This window comes from Pseudomonas sp. AF03-9, assembly GCF_020515815.1.
GTDB lineage: Bacteria > Pseudomonadota > Gammaproteobacteria > Pseudomonadales > Pseudomonadaceae > Aquipseudomonas.
Genome location: NZ_JAHPJF010000006.1, coordinates 132,359 through 152,872, shown reverse-complemented (window position 1 = coordinate 152,872; position 20,514 = coordinate 132,359). Strand labels below are relative to the sequence as shown.

18 protein-coding genes and 1 pseudogene are annotated in these 20,514 nt (G+C 61.9%); 11 read left to right on the top strand and 8 right to left on the bottom strand.

Going from position 1 to position 20,514, the window contains the following annotated elements; all coding sequences use genetic code 11:
• Positions 1 to 105 precede the first annotated feature (105 nt).
• Positions 106 to 984, top strand: coding sequence for a DMT family transporter (locus LIY36_RS11720; protein ID WP_192298991.1), 879 nt, complete (start codon positions 106 to 108; stop codon positions 982 to 984).
• A 1-nt stretch (position 985) separates the two neighbouring features.
• Here LIY36_RS11720 and LIY36_RS11715 read toward each other — a convergent pair whose 3' ends face one another.
• Positions 986 to 2,320 (bottom strand): MFS transporter, encoded by a 1,335-nt coding sequence (locus LIY36_RS11715; RefSeq protein ID WP_192298990.1) that lies wholly within the window; start codon positions 2,318 to 2,320, stop codon positions 986 to 988.
• A 212-nt stretch (positions 2,321 to 2,532) separates the two neighbouring features.
• Between LIY36_RS11715 and quiC the strand changes: the two genes are divergently transcribed.
• Both quiC and LIY36_RS11705 read left to right on the top strand, forming a co-directional pair.
• Positions 2,533 to 4,434, top strand: coding sequence for a 3-dehydroshikimate dehydratase QuiC (gene quiC / locus LIY36_RS11710; protein WP_192298989.1), 1,902 nt, complete (start codon positions 2,533 to 2,535; stop codon positions 4,432 to 4,434).
• Between the two features lie 80 nt (positions 4,435 to 4,514).
• On the top strand, positions 4,515 to 5,180 hold the full coding sequence (locus LIY36_RS11705; protein ID WP_226455776.1) for a TetR/AcrR family transcriptional regulator: 666 nt from the start codon (positions 4,515 to 4,517) through the stop codon (positions 5,178 to 5,180).
• Between the two features lie 158 nt (positions 5,181 to 5,338).
• Here LIY36_RS11705 and LIY36_RS11700 read toward each other — a convergent pair whose 3' ends face one another.
• Together LIY36_RS11700 and aroQ are read right to left on the bottom strand one after the other, a co-directional pair.
• The gene (locus LIY36_RS11700; protein WP_192298987.1) at positions 5,339 to 6,187 is read right to left on the bottom strand and encodes a shikimate dehydrogenase; all 849 of its coding nucleotides are present in this window, start codon (positions 6,185 to 6,187) and stop codon (positions 5,339 to 5,341) included.
• On the bottom strand, positions 6,184 to 6,633 hold the full coding sequence (gene aroQ / locus LIY36_RS11695; RefSeq protein ID WP_192298986.1) for a type II 3-dehydroquinate dehydratase: 450 nt from the start codon (positions 6,631 to 6,633) through the stop codon (positions 6,184 to 6,186). Before aroQ ends, LIY36_RS11700 begins: the two co-directional genes overlap by 4 nt.
• Positions 6,634 to 6,843: 210 nt before the next feature.
• On the opposite strand from aroQ, the pseudogene LIY36_RS11690 reads away from it, so the two are divergent.
• Positions 6,844 to 7,038: pseudogene (locus LIY36_RS11690) on the top strand (DUF2442 domain-containing protein); the annotation flags it as partial.
• A gap of 154 nt (positions 7,039 to 7,192) precedes the next feature.
• Here the strand turns inward: LIY36_RS11690 and trmA are convergent.
• Both trmA and LIY36_RS11680 read right to left on the bottom strand, forming a co-directional pair.
• Positions 7,193 to 8,272, bottom strand: coding sequence for a tRNA (uridine(54)-C5)-methyltransferase TrmA (trmA, locus tag LIY36_RS11685; protein WP_226455775.1), 1,080 nt, complete (start codon positions 8,270 to 8,272; stop codon positions 7,193 to 7,195).
• Positions 8,269 to 9,564 carry an NCS2 family permease gene (locus tag LIY36_RS11680; protein WP_192298983.1) on the bottom strand — a complete coding sequence of 432 codons (1,296 nt, stop codon included), beginning with the start codon at positions 9,562 to 9,564 and terminating at the stop codon, positions 8,269 to 8,271. The genes trmA and LIY36_RS11680 overlap by 4 nt, the downstream gene beginning before the upstream one ends.
• 222 nt (positions 9,565 to 9,786) lie before the next feature.
• Here LIY36_RS11680 and LIY36_RS11675 point away from each other — a divergent pair, with 222 nt between their 5' ends.
• From LIY36_RS11675 to LIY36_RS11660, 4 genes are all read left to right on the top strand, one after another.
• The gene (locus LIY36_RS11675) at positions 9,787 to 10,233 is read left to right on the top strand and encodes a DUF4879 domain-containing protein (RefSeq protein WP_192298982.1); all 447 of its coding nucleotides are present in this window, start codon (positions 9,787 to 9,789) and stop codon (positions 10,231 to 10,233) included.
• Between the two features lie 96 nt (positions 10,234 to 10,329).
• A complete protein-coding gene (locus LIY36_RS11670; RefSeq protein ID WP_226455774.1) occupies positions 10,330 to 10,836 on the top strand; it encodes a (2Fe-2S)-binding protein in 507 nt (168 codons plus the stop codon).
• Positions 10,833 to 11,822 carry an FAD binding domain-containing protein gene (locus LIY36_RS11665; protein WP_226455773.1) on the top strand — a complete coding sequence of 330 codons (990 nt, stop codon included), beginning with the start codon at positions 10,833 to 10,835 and terminating at the stop codon, positions 11,820 to 11,822. The genes LIY36_RS11670 and LIY36_RS11665 overlap by 4 nt, the downstream gene beginning before the upstream one ends.
• A complete protein-coding gene (locus tag LIY36_RS11660) occupies positions 11,819 to 14,002 on the top strand; it encodes a xanthine dehydrogenase family protein molybdopterin-binding subunit (protein ID WP_226455772.1) in 2,184 nt (727 codons plus the stop codon). The genes LIY36_RS11665 and LIY36_RS11660 overlap by 4 nt, the downstream gene beginning before the upstream one ends.
• Before the next feature lie 45 nt (positions 14,003 to 14,047).
• On the opposite strand, the gene LIY36_RS11655 is transcribed toward LIY36_RS11660, so the two are convergent.
• On the bottom strand, positions 14,048 to 15,286 hold the full coding sequence (locus LIY36_RS11655; RefSeq protein ID WP_226455771.1) for an MFS transporter: 1,239 nt from the start codon (positions 15,284 to 15,286) through the stop codon (positions 14,048 to 14,050).
• Between the two features lie 318 nt (positions 15,287 to 15,604).
• Here LIY36_RS11655 and LIY36_RS11650 point away from each other — a divergent pair, with 318 nt between their 5' ends.
• From LIY36_RS11650 to LIY36_RS11640, 3 genes are read left to right on the top strand one after another with little or no spacing between them, the layout of a single operon-like run.
• Positions 15,605 to 17,044: a cytochrome ubiquinol oxidase subunit I gene (locus LIY36_RS11650; RefSeq protein WP_192298978.1), complete on the top strand. Its 1,440-nt coding sequence runs from the start codon at positions 15,605 to 15,607 to the stop codon at positions 17,042 to 17,044.
• Position 17,045: 1 nt separating this feature from the next.
• Positions 17,046 to 18,053: a cytochrome d ubiquinol oxidase subunit II gene (cydB, locus tag LIY36_RS11645; protein ID WP_226455770.1), complete on the top strand. Its 1,008-nt coding sequence runs from the start codon at positions 17,046 to 17,048 to the stop codon at positions 18,051 to 18,053.
• Between the two features lie 12 nt (positions 18,054 to 18,065).
• Complete coding sequence (locus LIY36_RS11640; protein WP_010206690.1) at positions 18,066 to 18,233, top strand: DUF2474 domain-containing protein; 168 nt, start codon at positions 18,066 to 18,068, stop codon at positions 18,231 to 18,233.
• Between the two features lie 65 nt (positions 18,234 to 18,298).
• On the opposite strand, the gene LIY36_RS11635 is transcribed toward LIY36_RS11640, so the two are convergent.
• Together LIY36_RS11635 and LIY36_RS11630 are read right to left on the bottom strand one after the other, a co-directional pair.
• A complete protein-coding gene (locus LIY36_RS11635; RefSeq protein ID WP_192298976.1) occupies positions 18,299 to 19,423 on the bottom strand; it encodes a methyltransferase in 1,125 nt (374 codons plus the stop codon).
• Positions 19,424 to 19,583: 160 nt separating this feature from the next.
• Entirely contained in the window at positions 19,584 to 20,294 is a 711-nt protein-coding gene (locus tag LIY36_RS11630) for a helix-turn-helix transcriptional regulator (protein ID WP_192298975.1), read from the bottom strand.
• Positions 20,295 to 20,514 lie beyond the last annotated feature (220 nt).

Genomic DNA, 20,514 nt, shown 5'->3' with positions numbered 1-20,514 from the left:
GCTGTTCGCACAGTGTTTGGTTATGCTCTTGGGGCAGACGCAAGCCCGGCTGCTAGATTACCGGGTTGAGCAGCCCGCGTTCAGCCCGTCATGCAAGAGAACTCAATGACCGTCAGTACTCCCCTCTCCGGCGTCAACCATCCTTTCAAAGGCATCTTGCTGATTGTGGTGGCGACTTTCCTGTTTTCCAGCCACGACGCCTTGTCCAAATACCTGGCCGGGTTCTACCCGATCGTGATGGTGGTCTGGGCGCGCTATCTGGTGCATACCCTGTTGATGGCCGGGATTTTCCTGCCGCAATCGGGCTTGCGCGTACTGCGCAGCAAACGGCCGGGAATGCAGGTGGTGCGGGCGTTGTGCCTGCTGGGTACCAGCCTGTTCTTTACCACGGCGCTGCATTACATCCCCCTGGCGGAAGCCACGGCAGTGAACTTCCTTGCACCGATCCTGGTGACAGCGCTGTCGGTGCCGCTGCTCGGTGAGCACGTTACGCGCGGCCAGTGGCTGGCGGTGATCTGCGGGTTCGTCGGCGTGCTGATCATCATCCACCCCGGTGGCGAACTGTTCACCCCGGCGGTGCTGCTGCCGCTGTGTTCGGCGTTGTTCTTCTGCTTCTACCAACTGCTCACGCGCATCCTGAGCCAATACGACAGCCCGACCACCAGCAACTTCTTCGCCGGCCTGTGCAACACCTTGGTGATGAGTGCGATGGTGCCGTTCTTCTGGCAGGTCCCGACGCTGTGGCATGGCGTGTTGATGCTGGCGCTGGGCACCTGTGGGATGACTGCGCACTTGATGTTGACCCAGGCGTTCCGCTTCGCGGCACCGGCCTTGCTGGCACCGTTCGGCTATTGCCAGATCGTGTTTGCGGGGTTGTTGGGCTGGCTGGTATTCAACCATACCCCCGACTTGACCACGGTGGTCGGCATCGGGGTGATCTGCATGAGCGGGTTGGCCGCTGCCTGGCAGCAGCGGCGCAGGTAGATCAGACGTCTACGGTAGGGATCTTGCGCGGCGCCATGAAGTACATCCAGGTCAGCGCAATGAAGTACATCGCCGGGATCAGGGTGAACAACACGGTGTAGTTGTTGTTGGTCACGGTGAGGATATGGCCGACGATCTGGGTCATGAACATGCCGCCGATGGCCGCACACATCCCGCCGAAGCCGAACACCGTGCTCATCATGTGCTTGGGCGTGTAGTCCATCACCAGGCTCCAGATGTTGGCGGTCCAGGCCTGGTGCGCACCGATGGCCAGGGAGATGGCAAACACTGCGACCCACAGCTGGCTGGAACCGGCCGCCATGATCACGCCGACGATGCAGCAGGCGAACAGCAACATCGACAGCAAGCGCGCCTTGATCGAGTTCATGCCACGGCCGATCAGGAACGACGACAGAATCCCCCCACCCACACTGCCGAAGTCGGCTGTCAGGTAGATGATGATCAGCGGGATACCCATCTGGGTCACGTTGATGCCCAGGTTGTATTGCTGGTTCAGGAACGGCGGCAACCAATACAGGTAGAACCAGAACACCGGCGCGGTCAGCGCGTAGGCAATGGCGAAGGCCCAGGTGCCGCGCATGCGCAGGATGCGGCTGAACGGCACACCCGGTTGTTCGGGTTCGACTTCCCGTTGCACGTAGTCCAGTTCGGATTGTTTGACGCTCGGATGGTCTTCCGGGTTGTAGTACTTCAAGCCCCAGAACACCAGCCAGATCGCGCCGAGCGAGGCCATGCACAGGAATGCCGCCTGCCAGCCCCACACGTGCAGGATCAGCGGCAGCAGCATCGGCGTCATCATCGCACCGACGTTGGTGCCGGCGTTGAAGATGCCGGTGGCCACCGCACGTTCACCGGCGGGGAACCACAAGCGTGTGGTCTTGACGCAGGCCGGGTAGTTGGCGGCTTCGGTCAGCCCGAGGATAAAGCGGCAGACCATGAAACCCACCGCCGAGGTGGCCAGGCCGTGGGCACCAGTCGCCAGGCTCCACAGCAGTACGGCGAAGAAGAACACGCGTTTCACACCGACGCGGTCGATCAGGCGGCCTTGCAGCACAAAGCCGACGGCGTAGCCAACCTGGAACCAGAAGTTGATGTTGGCGTAGTCCATCGCCGTCCAGCTCATTTCCTTGGCGAGGATCGGTTGCATCACGCCCAGGGCGGCGCGGTCGATGTAGTTCAGGGTGGTGGCAAAGAACACCAGGGCCAACATGCCCCAGCGAGTTTTACCCACGGCCAGGGCGCCGCGGATCTTGTCGCCGATGCCGGCGTGCGGGGTGCCGGAGCGCGAGGCCAGGGCGGAGTTTTGCAGAGGCATGAGGTCGTACCCGTTTTTTGAAATTTTTATGGTGTGTTCTGGGTCAGGTTGCGTCGTTGATGGTGCGCAGCGGCTAAAAAATCGTCAATTCGGTAAACGGGCATAGTGTTCGATAATCGCACCAAAAACTAACTGGTTCGTACATTTTAATTGCTGTGGGTAGACTGGGGGCGAATAATTTGGCGCAAACAATAATTGCCGGGAGTCGCCCCATGCAACGTTCCATTGCCACCGTTTCCTTGAGCGGCACCCTGCCGGAAAAACTCGAAGCGATTGCCGCCGCCGGGTTTGATGGCGTCGAGATCTTCGAAAACGACTTGTTGTATTACGACGGCAGCCCCCGCGAAGTCAGGCAGATGTGTGCCGACCTCGGTATCGCCATCACCCTGTTCCAGCCGTTCCGCGACTTTGAAGGCTGCCGCCGCGACCGTCTGGCCCGCAACCTGGAGCGTGCCGAGCGCAAGTTCGACCTGATGCAGGAACTGGGCACTGACCTGGTGCTGGTGTGCAGCAACGCCTCCGCCGATTGCGTCGGCGATGAACGCATTTTGCTCGACGATCTGCACCTGTTGGCCGAACATGCCGGCCGCCGTGGCTTGCGCATCGGTTATGAAGCGCTGGCCTGGGGCAAGCATGTGAACACCTGGCAGCAGGTGTGGAACCTGGTGCGCCAGGTCGATCACCCGGCCCTCGGCGTGCTGCTCGACAGCTTCCACACCCTGTCACTCAAGGGCGACCCGAGCGCCATCGCGCAGATCCCCGGCGACAAGATCTTCTTTGTGCAAATGGCCGACGCGCCGATCCTGGCCATGGACGTGCTGGAGTGGAGCCGGCACTTCCGCTGCTTCCCGGGGCAAGGCGAATTTGACCTGGCGGGCTTTCTTGCGCCGATCATCAAGAGTGGCTACACCGGGCCGCTGTCCCTGGAAATTTTCAACGACGGTTTCCGCGCCGCGCCGACCCGCGCCAATGCAGCGGATGGCCTGCGCTCCTTGCTGTACCTGGAGGAGAAAACCCGCGAGCGCCTGAAGCAGCAAGCACCGGCGCAACCCGTGCAGATCCTGTTCGATACCCCGGCTGCCAGCGAGTACGACGGCATCGAATTCCTCGAATTTGCCGTGGATGAAAGCCTCGGCGCCAAGCTGACTCACTGGCTGGAACGCCTCGGCTTCGTCAAGGCCGGCCAGCACCGCTCCAAGAGCGTGAGCCTGTTGCGCCAGGGCGACATCAACCTGATCCTCAACTGCGAACCCTATTCCTTCGCCCACAACTTTTTCGAGGCCCATGGCCCGTCGTTGTGCGCCACCGCGCTGCGGGTCAAGGACAGCGCCAAGGCCCTGGAGCGGGCGGTGGCCTACAAGGGCCAGCCCTATCGCGGGCTGGTCGGGCCCAACGAGCTTGAGCTGGCCGCCGTGCGTGCGCCGGATGGCAGCCTGATCTACCTGGTGGACCCCAGCGAAGGCACGCTGTACGACACCGACTTCAACCTGCAAGCCGCGCCGGCTGCCAGTGGTGGCCTGTTGCGTATCGACCATATGGCGATGGCGCTGCCGGCCGACAGCCTCGACAGTTGGGTGTTGTTCTACAAGAGCCTGCTGGATTTCGAGGCCGACGACGAAGTGGTGCTGCCCGACCCCTATGGCCTGGTGAAGAGCCGTGCCCTGCGCAGCCGCTGCAGTTCGATTCGTTTGCCGCTGAACATTTCCGAGAACCGCAATACCGCAATTTCCCACGCGCTATCGAGCTATCGCGGCTCAGGTGTGCACCACATTGCCTTCGACTGCGCGGACATTTTTGCCGAGGTGCGCCGGGCCAAAGACGCGGGCGTGCCGCTGCTGGACATCCCGCTCAACTATTACGACGACCTCGCGGCACGGTTTGATTTTGACGATGAGTTCCTCAGCGAGCTGGCGTACTACAACGTGTTGTACGACCGCGACGCCAACGGCGGTGAGCTGTTTCACGTGTACACCGAACCGTTCGAAGGGCGGTTTTTCTTCGAGATCATCCAGCGCAAGAACGGCTATGCCGGTTACGGCGCGGCCAACGTGGCGGTGCGTCTGGCGGCCATGGCCAAGTCCCGCAGCGGTGCGGTACGCCAAGCGCGGTTGTGAGCGGTGGTGCGGTGCTTCCTTCGGGGAGCGCCGCAGCCCATAATCGGCGCCTGCACAATAAAAACGGCCGTGAGCGCACCATGACCCTGACTCCCGACCTCTCCGCTGCGTCCGAAGCGCCGCGCAAGAGTCGTAAGAACAACCCGGAAAAGACCCGCGAAAACATCCTGCAGGAAGCGATCGTCGAGTTTGTCCAGCAAGGCCTGTCTGGCGCGCGCGTGGACGCCATCGCCGAGCGCATCCACACCTCCAAGCGCATGATCTATTACTACTTCGGCAGCAAGGAGCAGCTGTACGTCGAGGTACTGGAGAAGCTCTACGGCGACATCCGCAACACCGAAACCCGCATGAACCTCACTGCCCTGGAACCGCGCGAAGCGATCCGCCGGCTGGTGGAATTTACCTTTGATCACCACGATCAGAACGTGGATTTCGTGCGCATCGTCAGCATCGAAAATATCCACAATGCCGAATACGTGAAGCGCTCGGAGTCGATCAAGGCGATGAACAGCAACATCCTCGAAGCGCTGGGCACGACCTTGCGCCGGGGCGCGGAGCTGGGTTTGTTTCGTGAGGGGCTGGAGCCGTTGGACGTGCATCTGCTGATCAACTCATTCAGCTTTTACCGGGTGTCCAACCGCCATACATTCAGTGAGATTTTTCAGATTGAGCTGTCGGATGAGGCCATCAAGCAGCGACATCGGGAGATGATCTGTGAGTCGGTGATGCGCTACCTGCAAGCCTGACGCTTACGCGACTCTTCGAGTGGAATGCAACCTGAATGTGGGAGCGGGCTTGCTCGCGAATACGGTGGATCAGTCAGAAAACCTTTGGCTGACACTGCGCATTCGCGAGCAAGCCCGCTCCCACAAAAGCGGCTCCATATTTGAATTTGTTTCGCCTGTTAGATATTCATGGCCTGAAAGTGCGCCAGCATCCGCTGCGCATCCGGCACTTCGCCACTGAACAACTCAAACGCCTTCACCGCCTGGAACACCGCCATATTGCCGCCATCCAGCGTGCGGCAACCCAAGGCGCGGGCGTCGCGCAGCAGTTCGGTTTCCAGCGGGAAATACACAATCTCGGCCACCCACAGTTCGGCCCGCAGCAGGGCCGCCGGAACCGGAGTGCCAGGCAGCTTGGCCATGCCCATCGGCGTGGTGTTCACCACCCCATCCGCCTCGGCCATGGCGCTTTCCAGGTGGCTGCCGACCTGGGCGCGACCGCTGCCGAAACGCAGGGCGAGGTTGTCCACCAAGTCCTGGGCGCGGCTGCTGTCCAGGTCAAAGATGCTCAGGCGTTCAACGCCTTCGGCCAATAGCGCGTGGGCCACTGCCGCGCCTGCGCCGCCTGCGCCCATTTGTACGACGCGCTGGCGCAGCACATCACTCAGGTTGCGTCGAAATCCTTCGGCGAAGCCCAGGCAGTCGGTGTTATGGCCGATACGTTTGCCGTCCTTGAACACCACGGTATTGACCGCGCCAATCCCCCGGGCCTCGTCGGACAAATCATCGAGCAGCGGCAGGATCGCCTGCTTGCACGGGTAAGTAATGTTCAGGCCGGTGAACTGCATCAACTCGGCAGCGTCGAGCAGGTCGGGCAGGGCATCGACGGTCAATCGCAGCGGGTCCAGGTCGATCAAGCGATACAGGTAGCGCAGGCCTCTGGCGTCGCCTTCCTGTTCATGCAAAGCCGGGGTGCGGGAAGCCTGGATGCCGGAGCCGATCAGGCCGGCGAGGATGCGCGGTTTCATCGGGCTGATCCTTTCAAGATCTGGCTGAAGTGTTCCAGGGCCAGGTGGTAGCCATGACTGCCAAATCCTGCGAGCACGGCCTTGGCGATGGGCGACACAAAGGAGTGATGACGAAACGCCTCGCGTGCATGCACGTTGGATAAATGCACTTCGATCACCGGCACTTCACTGGCCACCAGCGCGTCACGGATGGCGACGGAGGTGTGGGTCCACGCGGCCGGGTTGATCACGATACCGGCGCAACGGGCACGGGCGCCGTGGATCCAGTCGAGCAGTTCGCCTTCGTGGTTGGTCTGGCGAAATTCGATTTTCAGCCCGAGCTTGTCAGCGCTGCGACCGCACAAAGCGGCCACGTCAGCCAGGGTTTCATGCCCGTAGGTCGCCGGCTCGCGGGTGCCGAGCAGGTTGAGGTTGGGGCCGTTGAGCACCAGCACGATAGGCGGCATTGGAGGGTCTCCACAGTTATTGTTAGTTGTGGAGGTAAAATGTACTGAATGGTTAATTTGGTCAATCGACGGCGAAGGATATGTTCGATTACCGAACGGTTATGCGCGGTAACAACACGGCATTCGACGCTTCGTTGGCGGTCACTAGCCTGAGAAACAGCGCCAGGATTCTGGAGCCGGTTGTCGGGTGGCACGGGGTGAAATTGTTACCGGGACCTGGACGTGTCCATCACCGGCCTGATCGCCACGAGCCAGCCCCTGATGGACCTGGCCGCCAGCCTGGTGGCTTCGCGCAACGGTCGCAAGAGCAGCGCCGCCAAAGCCGCCGCTGCTCGCGCCAATGGCAAGAAGGGCGGGCGGCCGCGCAAGGATACGACAAAGCCCGACGATTCAACTGATGCATGAAAAGCTGTGTTGGGAGTGGGCTTATGTGGGAGCGGGCTTGCTCGCGAATGCGGTTTGTCAGCGTAAGCCGCTGTGACTGACACTCTGCCATCGCGGGCAAGCCCGCTCCCACACAAGCCCGCTCCCACAGGCGGATTGCCAGTGGCTGTAAGTTTCAGCGACGCGTCAGCAGGACGCCCGACTCCATATGATGCGTCCACGGAAACTGATCAAACATCGCACACTGGGTGATGCGGTGCGTGTCATGCAGTTGCGCGATGTTCGCCGCCAATGTCTGCGGGTTGCACGAGATGTACAGGATATTGTCGAAGCGTCGAGTCAGCTCGCAGGTGTCCGGGTCCATGCCGGCGCGGGGCGGGTCGACGAACACGCTACCGAACTCATAGCTCTTGAGGTCGATGCCGTGCAGGCGGCGGAACGGGCGCACTTCGTTGAGCGCTTCGGTGAGTTCTTCGGCGGACAGGCGCACCAGGGTGACGTTGTCCACCGCGTTTTCAGCGAGGTTGCTCAGCGCGGCGTTGACCGAGGTCTTGCTGATCTCGGTGGCCAGCACTTTGCGTACGCGGGTCGCCAGCGGCAGGGTGAAGTTGCCGTTGCCGCAGTACAGCTCCAGCAGATCATCCGGGCGGTCGCCCAGGGCTGAGTACGCCCAGTTGAGCATCTTCTGGTTCACCGTGCCGTTGGGCTGGGTGAAGGCGCCTTCGGGTTGGCGATAGCTGAAGGTGCGACCACCGACTTCGAGTTGTTCCACCACATAGTCGTGGCCGATCACATCGCGCTTGCCCTTGGAGCGGCCGATGATGCTCACGTTCAAGTCAGCCGCGAGCTGGTTGGCAGCGGTGTGCCAATGCTCGTCCAGCGGGCGGTGATAGCACAGCGTGATCATCGCATCGCCGGCCAGGGTGGTGAGGAACTCCACCTGGAACAGCTTGTGGCTCAGGGCGGCGCTGGCTTGCCAGGCGGCCTTGAGTTGCGGCATCAACTGGTTGATGCGCAGGCTGGCGATGGGAAACTCTTCGATCAGGATCGGCGTGCGCTTGTCGTCCTGGGAAAACATCGCGTAGTGGCGTTCACCGCCTTCGCGCCACAGGCGGAACTCCGCGCGCAGGCGGAAGTTCTGCAGCGGCGAGTCGAAGACCTGCGGCTCGGGTGCATCGAACGGGGCCAACAGGTCACGCAAGCGCGTGACCTTGTCTTGCAGTTGAGCGGTGTAGCTTGCGGCGTCGAAAGTCATGCGTTGAACCAGCCCAGCTTGATCACGAACAGGATCGACAGGATCACCAGCGCCGGGTTCAGCTCACGGTAGCGGCCCGAAAGCAGCTTGATGGCGGTCCACGCGATGAAGCCGAAGGCGATGCCGTTGGCGATGGAGTAAGTAAACGGCATCGCCAGGGCGGTGATCACCACCGGCGCTGCAACAGTGATGTCATCCCAGTCGATTTCCGCCAGGCCCTGGGTCATCAGCACGGCCACGAACAGCAGCGCGGGGGCAGTGGCAAACGCCGGGACGCTTTGCGCCAGTGGCGAGAAGAACAAGGCCAGCAGGAACAGGATTGCGACAACGATGGCGGTCAAGCCGGTGCGGCCGCCGGCGCTCACGCCCGCGGCGGATTCGATGTAGCTGGTGGTGGTCGATGTACCCAGCAGCGAACCGGCCATGGCAGCGGTGCTGTCGGCGATCAGCGCACGGCCCATCTTCGGCATGTGGCCGTCCTTGCTCATCAGGCCGGCGCGCTTGGCGACGCCGATCAGGGTGCCGGAGTTGTCGAACAGGTCCACGAACAGGAACGCGAAGATCACGCTGACCAGGCCGATGTCCAGCGCGCCCTTGATGTCCAGTTGCAGGAAGGTCGGGGCCAGGGACGGTGGCATCGACACCACGCCGTTGAACGGGGTCACGCCCAGGGCGATGGACGCAATGGTCACCGCGAGGATGCCGATCAGCACCGCGCCGCGTACGGCCAGGGCTTCCAGCGCAACGATCAGCACGAAACCGAGGGTGGCCAGGATCGGCGCGGCCTTGGTCAGGTCACCGAGGCCGACCATGGTGGCTGGGTTGCTGACGACAATGTCGGCGTTGTGCAGGGCGATCAACGCCAGGAACAGGCCGATACCGGCAGCAATCGCCGAACGCAGGGGCAGCGGGATGGCGTTGATGATCCATTCACGGATACGGAAGATCGACAGCAGAAAGAACAACACCGCCGAAATAAACACCGCACCCAGCGCTACCTGCCAGGTATGGCCCATGTGCAGGACCACGGTGTAGGTAAAGAAGGCGTTGAGGCCCATGCCCGGCGCCAGCGCAATCGGGTAGTTGGCGATCAGGCCCATCACGGTCGAACCGATGGCCGCCGCCAGGCAGGTCGCGACAAACACCGCGCCCTTGTCCATGCCGGCCTGACTGAGGATGCTCGGGTTGACGAACAAGATGTAGGCCATCGCCAGGAATGTGGTGATACCCGCGAGAATCTCGGTGCGCACATTGGTGTTGTGGGCTTTGAGTTGAAACAGCTTTTCCAGCATGCCGGCTCCCTGTGACGCTATTTTGCGTCGTGATTTGTTGACCTCTAAGTCAAAGCACAAACTGCGCCAAGCGCCTGTGGTTTCAGAGAGGATCGGAAAAAGCGGCGCATCATACCAGCAGCCGAGGCCGTGTGGTGTGCGGGCTGGCCGTTGTGAGCAATCGCCCTTGATCATGACCTTGAGGCATACTGCGCCGACGTTTAATCCGGGGTCATTCACAGCATGAAAAAAGCCAACGCGTGGAGTCTAGCTCTGATCCCCTGTATCGGCCTGTGGCTCGGCGCAGCACCGGCGTGGGGCGCGACTGCACCGCCGTTGAGCGAGGTGCGGGTGTTCCAGGTTCAATCGGCCGGTTGCACCGAAACCATCCCGGAGCGCGCGCAAGGCACCCAGATGTGTACGCACCGTGGGCCCACCAAGGTCTCGGTGATGGAAGTCGGGCTGGGCAACAACCCCGTGGGCCGCTTCAACGGCGCCGAATTGAACGGGCAGCGCACGCCGGTGTGCCAGGTCGGCAACGTCAGCCAGGTGTGCAGTGGCGCGGGCACGGTGATGGGTTACATCTACGTGTTCGACCTGAATGTCGAGGACCAGGGCTGGTTCGAATACAGCAACTCGTCGATCAACGGCCCGCAGAACACCCTCAAGACCCTGCTCAATATCCGCTGATCAATCATCTTGAACGCTCAAAACCCCGGGAAGTCGTACCCCTGAGACGGCGAATTTCCTGAACGCCGCGGATGTACACCAACCCGTGAGGTGTTTATGAGCGCAACTTCCCATGGCGCGACGGCTCAGCCGTTCGTCAGCCACTCGATCCGCCTGCGCCTCAATGGCCAGGAACGCCAGTTGGACGTGCTGCCCTGGACCACCCTGCTGGACTTGTTGCGCGAGCAGCTTGACCTGATCGGTAGCAAAAAAGGCTGCGACCACGGCCAATGCGGCGCCTGCACGGTGTTGCGTGACGGCAAGCGCGTGAATGCCTGCCTGACCCTGGCGGTGATGTGCGATGGCGCCGAGTTGACCACCGTCGAAGGCCTGGCCGACGGTGACACTCTGCACCCGATGCAGCAGGCGTTTATCCAGCGCGACGCCTTCCAGTGCGGTTACTGCACGCCGGGTCAGATTTGCTCCGCAGTGGGCCTGATGAATGAAGGCCGTGCCCATGACGCCGCGCAGATCCAGGAACTGATGAGTGGCAACCTGTGCCGCTGCGGGGCTTACAGCAACATTCGCGAGGCGATTGAAGACGTCGTGGGAGGTGAGCGATGAACCCCTTCCACTACAGCAAACCCGTGGATGTGCGTGAAGCGGTGCACCTGAGCAGTGCCACCTCGCGTTTTATTGCCGGTGGCACCAACTTGCTGGACCTGATGAAAGAAAACATCAGCCGTCCCCAGCACCTCATCGACATCACGGGCCTGCCGCTGCATGACATCAAGGCAAGCGCTGATGGCGGCCTGTTGATCGGTGCGATGGTGAGCAACGCCGACCTGGCCTGGCATCCGCTGATCGAGCAACGCTACCCGCTGCTGTCCCAGGCGATCCTGGCCGGCGCCTCGCCGCAACTGCGCAATATGGCCAGTACCGGCGGCAACCTGTTGCAGCGCACCCGCTGTTACTACTTTTATGACACGGGCGTGCCGTGCAATAAGCGCGAGCCCGGCAGTGGCTGCCCGGCGCTGACCGGCCTGAACCGCATCCACGCGATCCTCGGTGCCAGCGACCAGTGTGTCGCCACCCATCCTTCCGACATGTGCGTCGCCCTGGCCGCACTCGAGGCACGGGTCCATGTGGAGGGGCGCGGCGGTGTGCGGATCATTGAGTTTGCCGACTTCCACCGCCTGCCCGGCGATACGCCGCAGCGGGACAATCTGTTGGCCGACGATGAACTGATCACGGCCATTGAGTTGCCGGCTGATCAACTGGCAAACCACAGTCGTTATCTGAAGGTCCGCGACCGTGCGTCGTACGCCTTTGCGCTGGTGTCCGTCGCCGCGGCGTTGGAGCTGGACGGCGACCAGATCATCGATGCGCGCCTGGCGCTTGGCGGCGTTGCCCACAAACCCTGGCGTGATCGCGCCGTGGAAGCGTTGCTGATCGGCCAGACGGTCAGCCGCGAAACCTTCAGTGCCGCGGCGGACGCGCTGCTGCAAGACGCCGTGCCGCTGGCGCACAACGGCTTCAAACTCAAACTGGCGCGCCGCGCGATCATCCGTGCCTTGAGCGACGCCGCTGTCGCGGGAGAACAACCATGAGCGCTATCGGTAAACCCTTGGACCGTGTCGACGGCCTGCTCAAGGTCACCGGCCAGGCGCGTTATGCGGGTGAGTTTCCCGAAGACGGTCTGCTCCACGGCAGCGTCGTGTCCAGCACCGTCGCCAAGGGCCGAATCATAAAGGTCGATGCCTCCAAAGCCCTGGCGTTGCCGGGCGTGATCATGGTGCTCGACCACCTCAACCGGCCAAAGATCGCCAGTTATGACGAGGCTTTCGCCGACGCCGATGCGGCGGACGGCTCGCCGTTCCGCCCGCTGTACAACGACCGGGTGCTGTACAGCGGTCAGCCACTGGCCCTGGTCATCGCCGATAACCTGGAACTGGCGCGCCATGCCGGTTCGCTGGTGGAGATCGAGTATGCGAGCGAAGCCTTTGACACCGACTTGATCGCCCAGCAGCAACACGCCTACCCATCGCCCCAGACCCCGCCGAAGCCGCGCGGCAACTTCCAGGCGCAATGGCGCGCCGCCGCCGTCAGCCTGGACCTGAACTACAGCACCCCCATCGAACATCACAACCCCATGGAGCCCCATGCCAGCACGGTGCTGTACCAGAGCGATGGCACGCTGCACATCCATGACAAGACCCAGGGCCCGCAGAACTGTCAGGCCTATGTGCAGAAAGTGTTCGGCCTGGATAAAAGCCAGGTGCGGATCTTTGCCGCGTTCGTGGGCGGCGCGTTCGGCTCCGGCCTGCGCCCGCAGTACCAGTTGCCACTGGCGGTGATGGCGTCGCTGGCGCTCAAACGCTCGGTTCGCGTGACCCTGACGCGCCAGCAGATGTTCACCTTCGGCTACCGGCCGCGCACCTTGCAGCGTCTGCAAGTGGGCGCCGCCGTCGATGGCAAGCTGGTCGCACTCGGCCACACCGCCACTGGCCAGACCTCACGCTTCGAAGACTTCAGCGAGCATGTGGTTGAGTGGAGCGGCATGCTCTACCACTGCGACAACGTGCAACTGGCCTACAACCTGGTGCCGCTGGATGTGTTTACCCCGCTGGACATGCGCGCCCCGGGTGCTGCACTGGGGGTGACCGGTCTGGAGTGTGCAATGGACGAACTGGCCTGCGCGCTGGGGGTCGACCCGGTGCAACTGCGCCTGACCAATTACGCCGAGCGCAACCAGAACGAAGACAAGCCCTGGTCCAGCAAGGCGTTGCGTGAATGCTACAGCGAAGGCGCCGAGCGTTTCGGCTGGCAGCGGCGTAACCCGGAACCGCGCAGCATGCGCGAGGGGCGCCAACTGATCGGTTGGGGCATGGCCGGTGGTGTGTGGGAGGCGATGCAGATGAAAGCCAGCGCCAAGGCGCGGATCGACGCCGAGGGCAAGCTCACCGTCAGCAGCGCTACCACCGACATAGGCACCGGCACCTATACGGTCATGACCCAGATTGCGGCCCAGGCCAGCGGCGTGGCGCTGGAAAATGTCGAGTTTCTGCTCGGCGATTCCTCATTGCCCACGGCCCCGCTGCAGGGCGGCTCGTTCACTGTGTCTTCGGTGGGCACCGCCGTTCAGCAAGCCTGCGAAGCATTGGCGGCCAAACTGCTGGAGATTGCGCGCCAGACGTATCCGGTGTTCAAGGACGCCGAGTCAGTGCGCTTTGACGACGGCCACCTGCACACCGGTGATGTGAGTGTGTCGCTGGCCCAACTGGTCAAGGACAGTGGTGAAGGCGCGTTGCAGGTGCAGGTCGACAGCGAGCCGGACAAGAAACGCGGGGGCTATGCCAGCGCCACGCATTCTGCGGTGTTTGTGGAAGTGCGGGTGGATGAAGACTTGGGCACCATCCAGGTCAGCCGAGTGGTCAGCGCGATTGCGGCCGGGCGCGTGGTGAATCCGAAAATGGCGCGCAGCCAGATTCTCGGCGGGGTGGTGTGGGGCATCGGTATGGCCCTGCATGAAGAAACCCAGACCGACCACCACTTGGGGCGCATCATGAACCACAGCCTGGCCGAGTATCACATTCCGGTGAATGCGGACATCGGTGAGATTGACGTGGTATTCGTCGAGGAACACGACGAGATCGTCAATGCGCTGGGGTCTAAGGGGGTGGGTGAGATCGGTATTGTCGGGGTGGCGGCGGCGGTGGCGAATGCGGTGTATCACGCCACGGGCAAGCGGGTCAGGGACTTTCCGATCACCCTCGATAAAGTGCTTTGACAGCACTTTACCGGCCCTGCCCAGCACCCGTGTGGGAACCGGGCCTTATGCCTGTGTTTCTTCAGTCGGCACGTGCATGCGGTCGCGGTTGGCCAGGGTCGGGAACAGTTTGATCCACACCCCGGTCACCACCAGCGTGCCGATCCCGCCCATGACCACCGCCGGCACGGTGCCGAACCAGTGGGCGGTAATCCCCGATTCAAACTCGCCCAACTGATTCGACGCGCCGATAAACAGGCCGTTGACCGCGCTGACGCGGCCGCGCATTTCATCCGGCGTCTCCAGCTGCACGAACGATGCACGGATCACCATGCTGATCATGTCTGCCGCGCCCAGCACCACCAGCACCGCCAACGAAAACCAGAACGAAGTGGACAGGCCGAACGCAATGGTCGCCACACCGAACACCCCGACGGCGGTGAACATCACGCGGCCGACGTGGCGGTCCACCGAGAAGCGCGCCAGCCACAACGACATCAACAACGCGCCCACCGCCGGTGCCGAACGCAACAGGCCCAGGCCCCAGGCGCCGGTCAGCAGGATGTCCTTGGCGAACACCGGCAGCAATGCGGTGGCGCCGCCCAACAATACGGCGAACAGGTCCAGGGAAATGGCGCCGAGGATGTCCGGGCGGCTGCGGATAAAACGGATGCCGGCCAGCAACGAATCCAGGGTGGCCTTGCCTTTGTTCAGCGGGGTCTGGCGTGCGGGCAGGTTGAGGGTCAGCACGCAGGCAATCAAGTACAGCACCACGGTGGGGCCGTAGACCCACACGCTGCCAAAGGCGTAGAGCAAACCGCCCAGCGCCGGGGCGACGATGGTTGCCAGTTGCTGGGCCGACTGCGACGAGGCCACGGCACGCGGGAACAGCGCGCTGGGCACGATGCTCGGCAGCAGTGCCTGGGTGGTCGGCATTTCGAAGGAGCGTGCGGCGCCCAGCACGAAGGCGAGGATAAAGATCATCTCGCGGGTCACGCTGCCGGTCAGGCCGCCGATGGCCAGGGATAATGCGATCAACGCCTGTACGGTCTGACAGATCGCGGCGACCTTGCGTCGCTCATAGCGGTCGGCGACATGCCCGGTGTGCAGCATGAACAGTACGCGTGGCACGAACTCCACCAGGCCGACCAAACCCAGGTCCAGCACGTTGCCGGTCAGTTGGTAGAGGTTCCAGCCGATGGCTACGGTGAGCATCTGGAAGCCGCTGGCGGTGAAGATGCGCGCCAGCCAGAACGCGATGAAAGGGCGGTGGTGGCGTAACAGCAACGCGGGTTCACTGGGCATCGGGAATTCAGGTCAAGGCCGAAGGGAGCGCCGAGATTAGCATCAAGTTGTAACAGATAGTTGCAAGAACTGAGCTGAGACAGTCTGTCACGCGGCAAAAGACCACGCCGTCCTGCGGCGAATTTGGGGCTACTCTTTCACCAATGCTTGATCCAGATCAAAACCCGTCATGGGGATTGCCCTGGCGGCCGAGAGGCCAGATTCCCTACGTGGTTGGTTAAAAAAAGAACGAATTGAAATTCGACACACTCCATATCCGTGGGGGCAGTGGGTGCAGGCTCCCGCCAGCAGCCGGTATTACCTGACAGAGGAAGACTTATGTTCGGTTTGGAGGCGCTAGATCTCGCCCGAATTCAATTCGCGTTCACCATCTCGTTCCACATCCTGTTCCCGGCGATCACCATCGGCCTGGCCAGTTACCTCGCGGTGCTGGAAGGTTTGTGGCTCAAGACCCGCAACGACACCTACCGTGACCTCTACCATTTCTGGTCGAAGATCTTTGCCGTCAACTTCGGCATGGGCGTGGTTTCCGGCTTGGTCATGGCTTATCAGTTCGGCACCAACTGGAGCCGCTTCTCGGACTTCGCCGGTGCCGTCACCGGGCCGCTGCTTACGTACGAAGTGCTTACGGCCTTCTTCCTTGAGGCCGGTTTCCTTGGGGTGATGCTGTTTGGCTGGAACAAGGTCGGGCGCAACCTGCACTTCTTCTCCACCGTGATGGTGGCCATCGGTACGTTGATCTCCACCTTCTGGATCCTCTCGTCCAACAGCTGGATGCAGACGCCCCAGGGCTTTGAAATCATCGACGGCCGAGTGATTCCGACCGATTGGTTCGCCGTGGTGTTCAACCCGTCGTTCCCGTATCGCCTGGCGCACATGGCCACGGCGGCTTTCGTGGCGACCGCGTTCTTCGTCGGCTCCTCGGCGGCCTGGCACTTGCTGCGGGGCAAAGACAACCCGGCGATCCGCAAAATGCTCTCGATGGCAATGTGGATGGCCCTGATCGTCGCGCCTATCCAGGCGGTGATCGGCGACTTCCACGGCCTCAACACCTTGAAGCACCAGCCGGCGAAAATCGCCGCGATTGAAGGCCACTGGGAGAACATCGGCAACGAGCCGACCCCGCTGATCCTGTTCGGCTGGCCGGATATGAAGGCCGAAAAAACCAAATACGCCGTGGAAATCCCGTACCTGGGCAGCCTGATCCTGACCCACTCCCTGGACAAGCAGGTACCGGCCCTCAAGGAGTTCCCGCCGCAAGACCGCCCCAACTCGACCATCGTGTTCTGGTCGTTCCGGGTCATGGTCGGCCTGGGCTTCCTGATGATCTTCACCGGCCTGTTCAGCCTCTGGCTGCGCCGGGGCGGCAAGATGTACACGTCCAGGCCGTTCCTGTACCTGGCGTTATGGATGGGGCCGTCCGGGTTGATCGCGATTCTCGCCGGCTGGTTCACCACCGAAATCGGCCGTCAGCCGTGGGTGGTCTACGGGTTGATGCGCACGGCGGATGCGTCCTCCGGGCATAGCCTGGCGCAGATGACCATCACCCTGGTGCTGTTCGTGGTGGTGTACTTCGCGCTGTTCGGCGCCGGCCTGGGCTACATGATGCGCCTGGTGCGCAAAGGTCCGGTGGCCCACGAAAGTACCGAACCGACTCACGGTGGCCCTGGCCAGAAACGTACACCGGCGCGTCCATTGTCGGCGGCCGATGATGGCTCCGACGACGACCACGTCGACATCCAGCACAAGGGGCATTGAGATGGGTATTGATCTTCCGCTGATCTGGGCCGTGATCATCATCTTCGGCATCATGATGTACGTGGTCATGGACGGCTTCGACCTGGGTATCGGTATCCTCTTTCCGTTTATCCCCGGCAAGACCGACCGTGACGTGATGATGAACACCGTCGCCCCGGTGTGGGACGGCAACGAAACCTGGCTGGTACTGGGCGGCGCGGCGTTGTTCGGCGCCTTCCCGCTGGCCTATTCGGTGGTGTTGTCGGCGTTGTACCTGCCGCTGATCCTGATGCTGATCGGGCTGATCTTCCGCGGCGTGGCCTTTGAGTTCCGCTTCAAGGCCAAGGACGCCAAGCGTCACCTGTGGGACAAGGCGTTCATCGGCGGCTCGCTGGCGGCCACCTTCTTCCAGGGTGTGGCGCTGGGGGCGTTTATCGACGGCATTCCGGTGGTAGACCGCCAGTTTGCCGGCGGTTCGTTGGATTGGCTGACGCCGTTCACGATGTTCTGCGGTGTGGCGTTGATCGTCGCCTATGCATTGCTGGGCTGCACCTGGCTGATCATGAAGACCGAAGGCCCCTTGCAGGAAAAGATGCACAACCTGGGGCGGCCGTTGGCCTTCGGGCTGTTGGCGGTGATTGGCATCGTCAGTATCTGGACGCCGCTGGCGCACCCGGAAATCGCCTCGCGCTGGTTCACCCTGCCGAACCTGTTCTGGTTCATGCCGGTGCCGATCCTGGTGCTGGTGACCTTGTACGGGCTGATCCGCGCGGTGGCGCGCAACGCGCATTACACGCCGTTCCTGCTGACGCTGGTGCTGATCTTCCTCGGCTACAGCGGCCTGGGGATCAGCTTGTGGCCGAACATCATTCCGCCATCCGTGTCGATCTGGGACGCCGCCGCGCCGCCGCAAAGCCAGGGCTTCATGCTGGTGGGCACGCTGTTCATCATCCCGTTCATCCTGGGCTACACCTTCTGGAGCTACTACGTGTTCCGCGGCAAGGTCACCCACGAAGACGGTTATCACTAGGAGGCTCGTTTCATGTCCGGCAAACCTTCGTTGCACGAGATTGAGCAGGCCGAGAAGCAGCCGTTGTGGCGGCGCCTGGGGTGGTTGGCGATGATCTGGACCGGCAGCGTGCTGGCCCTGTTTGTCGTGGCCAGCCTGATGCGCATGTTCATGAATGCGGCCGGCCTGACCACCCACTGACATCCCAACCGGGCTTGACCGCCCGGCTTTTCAACCCTGCTTTTCGCGAGAGAAGCAGGGTTTTTTTATTTGCGCGCTTTGAGGATGACGAATTTCGGCGTGGCGGCCACTTGTTCGACACCACGGAACAGCCGCGCCAATTTGCTGTGATAACCCAAATGACGGTTGCCGACTATATAGAGGGCGCCACCGACCACCAACGCTTCGCGCGCCTGCTGGAACATGCGCCAGGCGAGGAAGTCGCCGACCACCTGCTGCTGGTGGAAGGGCGGGTTGCACAGCACCACGTCCAGCGAATCAGGCTCCTGGCCGGCCAGGCCATCGGCGGCGCGCACGTTCACGTCGCGTTGGCCGAGGGCGGCGTGCCAGTTTTCCTGCGCCGATTGCACGGCCATGTAGGACTCATCCAGCAGGGTGTACTGCGCCTCGGGGTTTTGCAGGGCGCTGGCAATCGCCAGCACGCCATTGCCGCAGCCGAGGTCGGCCACGCGGGCGTTGCCGAGGTTTTTCGGTAGGTGCGGGAGGAAGGCGCGGGTGCCGATGTCCAGGCCTTCGCGGCAGAACACGTTGGCGTGGTTGAGCAGTTCGATAGCCGGGGTATCCAGCGTGTAGCGGGTTGGGTAGGGCGAGACCGCTGCGGGGCGCTCTTCAACGGTGGCGATCAACAGGCGAGCCTTTTTGACCGCGAGCGAGGCGTGCATCGGGCCGATGTAGCGCTCCAGCAACTCCCCGGCTGCCCGCGGCAGGTGCTTGATCATGGCCCCGGCGATCACTTCGGCGCCCGGTGCGAGTTGGCCTTGCAGGCGGATCAGTTGTTCTTCCAGCAGCGCCAGGGTCTTGGGCACGCGGATCAGTACGCGGTCGAAAGGCCCGCCTGGCGTTTGGCTGGCCGGAATGAAGGTCACCGCATCGAAGGCCTGGCCGTTGCGCACCAGGTTTTTCTCAAGGCCCTGGGCCGCGAGAAACGAGTCGCCGCTGGACGTCACCTGCACCTGGCCAACAAGGCTGGCGGCCAGGGCGCCGAAGCTGTCGTTGAGTACCAGTACGCGGGTGGCCGCGTCTGGTTGTTGCTGCGCCAGATGGCTGAGCAGGTACTCGTCGGCGGCGTCGAAGGCTTGCAGCGGATCGTTGTGTTGCTCTGGCTGGCGGATCAGATCGAGCTGGGCGAAGGGGCTTTCGAGCAGGGGCATGGCGGGGGAGGCTCTGGGTCATCGATGGGTGTTCGGCGGGCATCGGCCAAACCGTCTGAGTGAACGACGAAGCCACACCCGGGGGCTGCTTCATCACTCAGAATTAGCCGTAAATGTTACGTTTTTTTCGCTGCGATTACATGCGGTGTTTCTACGTCAGCTAGAAAAGCCCTGCCCTGGACGCACAAAGAACGGCGGCGATCTTGTTGGTAACGCCAAGCTTCTTGAGTGCGCTGCTGATGTGAAAGCCCACCGTACGCGGCGAAATCGAGATAATGCTGGCGATTTCTTCCGCGGTCTTGCCCATCCCTGACCATTTGAGAATCTCCGTTTCTCGCGACGTCAGTGTGGTGGGAGCGTTGATGCCGGACCTGTCTGCGTATTGCTGTGCAACGACCGCGTGCATCGCATGGCAGAGCCACAATACGTTGCCGGCCTTTTCATACAACTCTTGCGGGCTGACCTCGCCGCTGCTGCGCCCCAACGTCAACATGCTGTAGATGCCCTGGAAGTCGTGCACGGGTTGGGTCCATGCTTGATGCACGCCGAGGGATTGGGCCAGCGACCATAAGCCGGGTGTCGCGTTGAAGGCCTTCTCCTCCCAGACAATGGGAAGTACACAGCGTTTGCAGTGCGCAACTATCGGGTCTACTTCGAAGAAGTGCGCTTGTTGATAAAGTGCGCTCCATTCATTTGGATAGTTGTTGATGTGAATCGGTTTGGTGTCGTTGCTGGGTAGTTGAGAGCTCATCGTAAAGGAGCAGTATTGGAAGCCGAGTTCATGGATATGGTGGGTGACCATGTCAAAGACAGTTTCGATCTCGCTTTTATCTTCCAGTTTGGGGAGCCGAGTATTTCGCCAGTTCACCATTGGTAAATCTCCATGGGGTTCTACGTGGCCTGGGTACGTCCTGATCCCATTGCTGCACGAAAACTAGTGTAGGACATGACTTACGTAATAAAGCAAAAAAAACGTTATATGAATCGTGTTTTTACGCCTTGTTGGCCTGTACATTGCCTGGAGTTTTGTATAAGTAATTCGGTTTGTCTGGGCATCTTTATTGTATTTAAGGGTTTGAGGGTAGTATCAA